The following is a 3,101-nucleotide window of genomic DNA, read 5'->3' as shown; positions in this document are numbered from 1 at the left end:
TCTGGCTTAACCCCTTACGTGCACGAGCCTCTCGAAGGCTCTCCAGTATTTGCTCTGTTGCGTAACTCATGCTTGATCTTCTTTAATACATCATTAACCATAAAATATATGTAAAAACATATCAAAAACGCGAAATAACACAAAATTGATCTACTATAACGCATCAAAACAATGCTATTGATATATTATAGCAGATAAACAACGGCACATCGCGTTTGCCGACCAGGAATGCTTTTTAGCTCAATCTCAAGAAGAGTTACGGCATCCACTGGGAAAGTAGTTAAGGGAAATTTAAAAAAAAAGCGCCGAACATGTCGGCGCTTTTTTCGTACTGACGTTTATTTGGCTAGGCGTAAGTATTGACCTGAGTCCCCACGCTGCCCTCTTGGGCAAGGCTTGGCTGAGCGCCCATGTTAGCAGAGGCAAGTACTTCCGACACTTGCTGTGCTTGCATATCAAGAGACTGCTTAAAAAGCTGCATCTGTGCCTGTTCAGCAGATTGTGCTTGATTCATATAGAGTGCGGTGCTCACTGCGTTGCTTACGGCAACATCCATCTTCCACCTCACGATTGCGATATGTTGCATCAAGATAGCAAACATCATGCTTTACTACCAAGCACCTCTCCCATTAAGTACTTAGTCAGCAGTACTAAGCCAACAGTACTAAGCCAACAGCTACCCACTGATTTAGAAACGGTCAGCCCTGAAAGGCGCCATATCAATCTCAGTCGGCTTACCTTCTATCATATCCGCCAGTAATTGCCCGGTAGCAGGACCTAGGGTAAATCCCTGATGCCCATGTCCAAAAGCTAACCACAGGCCACGATGCTTGGGAGCCGGCCCTATAACAGGCTTCATGTCAGGCAAACATGGTCGCGCGCCTTTCCAAGCAGAGGCGTCGCGACGCTCAGCGAGGGGGAATATCGTGCGCGCAACTTTTTCTGCAGCAGCTAGCTGCTGCTCATCTGCTGGCGACTCAAGCCGGTCAAGCTCAGCCCCGGTGGTTAACCGAACGCCTGCATTCATAGGCGCAAGCAAGTAACCCACTTCCGCATCCATTAACCAGTAATGAAGCTTTTTAGAAGGCTGTGTGGCGTAGTGCATGTGATAGCCACGCTTAACAAAGGTCGGGAAATGATAGCCTAAGCCTTTCAGCCAGCTACCTGCCCATGGACCTAGTGCAACGACAACCTCATCTGCTTCTAGGCACTCAGCAGCCGTATCGACTTGCCAGCGCTCTCCTTGTTGCTTCAACCCCTTAATATCAGTTTGCAAAATACGCCCGCCCTGCTGGACAAAAGCATCTGCATAAGCGGCAACCAGCCCACCTGGGTCGGCAACTGTCCAGGGGTCAAGCCAGTGAATAGCACCAATAATATCGCTACCTAAGTCTGGCTCTTTAGCCTCTAATGCAGCGCGGTCCAAAACGTCAAACTGAACACCAAAATTGTCACGGGCGTCTTGCGCTTCTTTTACGCGTTTTGCTAGCTCTCCGGGCGTGCGATAAATTTCCAACCAGCCTTCCCGGCGAACCAAATGATCAGCCTTTGCCGCTTCAATCATGGGGCCGTGAGTCTTCAAGCAGAGCTGTATCAATGACGCATACTCAGGCACTATTTTTTTATAGTGTCGGCTGGAAGAGTTATGCCAGTAGCTCAACAGCGGCGAAGCAGCATTAATCATGCCAGCAGGCCGATAACGAATATCAACACGCTTGTTTGGCAGCACGCTCAGGATGGTTTTCATATCCCGCGGGAAAGCATAAGGACGAACCGCTTCGCGCTGGATAATGCCAGCATTGCCGAAAGAGGTTTCACGACCAGGTTGGCGGCGATCAACCAGCGTTACTTGATGACCACGCTGCTGCAAGTGCCATGCAATGCTGACACCGACCATACCTGCCCCTAACACCACCGTTTGACGCGCCATTGCGTTGCACTCCGTAAAAGAAAATACTGCCTACAGTTCAAATGATTATTTTCAACGAACAACTCGTTAAAAAATATCACTATCTAAACAGCATTAACATAGCTTAAAAAACTGTTTTCAGACCCAAAAGCAGCAACAAATATCGCATTAAAAAATAATATAGATGACTTCACTGCACGTATCGCCAAAGCCATCAAAATGCACCAGCGCTTCTTACTAAAGACCTTTTTAAGCGGTTCATCAAGCGCAGGCCTGCCCCCTACTAAGGCGGCATCGCGATAATAAGCCTAGGAAAATTTCGCAGCAATTTCAGGTAGAGAGACATTTTTCGGGCAGGAAATGAATCAAAGGCAAAACCCAGGAAAGGCATTGCATAGCCAAATAAGGTGAAAGAGGCTTAAAACACGAAGGGTTTAAAACACGAGCGACCAAAACGCAAAAAAGCCGAACATAGGTCAGCTTGGTTTCAAACAAAATAATTAATAAAGGGGAAAAGTAATAATAACGCGATAGGATTTTTTTGAGGATAACATCAAGGTTAATGGGGTGGATGATGGGGATCGAACCCACGACCACCGGAGCCACAATCCGGGGCTCTACCACTGAGCTACATCCACCACAACCTAAAACTAGAATTGCATATAATTAATACGAGTCATCAAATGGGGTGGATGATGGGGATCGAACCCACGACCACCGGAGCCACAATCCGGGGCTCTACCACTGAGCTACATCCACCATTGATGAAGTATGACTTACATGTCTTACCGAATGCGTCCACTAAAAAGCCTTAATGGCACGCCCAGCAGGACTCGAACCCGCAACCTACGGCTTAGAAGGCCGTTGCTCTATCCGGTTGAGCTATGGGCGCACATAAAGCATTCTAAGAGACTGAATACTGATGAGCACTTGACCACAACCAATGTTCGGAAAAGCAAGTTACCACCTTCCGCGCTAGGTATGTGGTCGGGATGGAGGGATTCGAACCCCCGACATCCTGCTCCCAAAGCAGGCGCGCTACCAGACTGCGCTACATCCCGATTTCTTACCTTAGACGCTGCTGCATGTCCCGTCTCAAGCGAGGCATATATTACTATTTCTGAGTTTAAAGTCAACACCTAAAGTGATTGATTCGTTAGAAGCTTTGCCTTGTCGCCCTAGCATGCGAAAA

2 protein-coding genes and 4 tRNA genes are annotated in these 3,101 nt (G+C 47.8%); all 6 read right to left on the bottom strand.

Going from position 1 to position 3,101, the window contains the following annotated elements; translation table 11 throughout:
• Nucleotides 1–346: 346 nt before the first annotated feature.
• The 6 genes from INT22_RS10570 to INT22_RS10545 all read right to left on the bottom strand — a co-directional run bounded on the left by INT22_RS10570 (nt 347) and on the right by INT22_RS10545 (nt 2,970).
• Nucleotides 347–556 (bottom strand): putative motility protein, encoded by a 210-nt coding sequence (locus tag INT22_RS10570; protein WP_193060372.1) that lies wholly within the window; start codon nt 554–556, stop codon nt 347–349.
• A 132-nt stretch (nt 557–688) separates the two neighbouring features.
• Nucleotides 689–1,930, bottom strand: coding sequence for an NAD(P)/FAD-dependent oxidoreductase (locus INT22_RS10565; protein ID WP_193060371.1), 1,242 nt, complete (start codon nt 1,928–1,930; stop codon nt 689–691).
• Nucleotides 1,931–2,472: 542 nt separating this feature from the next.
• Nucleotides 2,473–2,547 (bottom strand) — tRNA-His (locus INT22_RS10560).
• Nucleotides 2,548–2,593: 46 nt separating this feature from the next.
• A tRNA-His gene (locus INT22_RS10555) sits at nt 2,594–2,668 on the bottom strand.
• A 56-nt stretch (nt 2,669–2,724) separates the two neighbouring features.
• A tRNA-Arg gene (locus INT22_RS10550) sits at nt 2,725–2,801 on the bottom strand.
• Nucleotides 2,802–2,893: 92 nt separating this feature from the next.
• Nucleotides 2,894–2,970 (bottom strand) — tRNA-Pro (locus tag INT22_RS10545).
• Nucleotides 2,971–3,101 lie beyond the last annotated feature (131 nt).

This window comes from Halomonas sp. 3D7M (assembly GCF_014897885.1).
Classification (GTDB): domain Bacteria; phylum Pseudomonadota; class Gammaproteobacteria; order Pseudomonadales; family Halomonadaceae; genus Vreelandella.
The sequence above is the reverse complement of the archived record's forward strand: the minus strand, read 5'-3'. Positions and strand labels throughout refer to the sequence as shown.

Bases quoted from the DNA above. Each gene is read 5' to 3' on its own strand.
- INT22_RS10570 (WP_193060372.1), bottom strand. From the start codon at position 556: ATGGATGTTGCCGTAAGCAACGCAGTGAGCACCGCACTCTATATGAAT.
- INT22_RS10565 (WP_193060371.1), bottom strand. From the start codon at position 1,930: ATGGCGCGTCAAACGGTGGTGTTAGGGGCAGGTATGGTCGGTGTCAGC.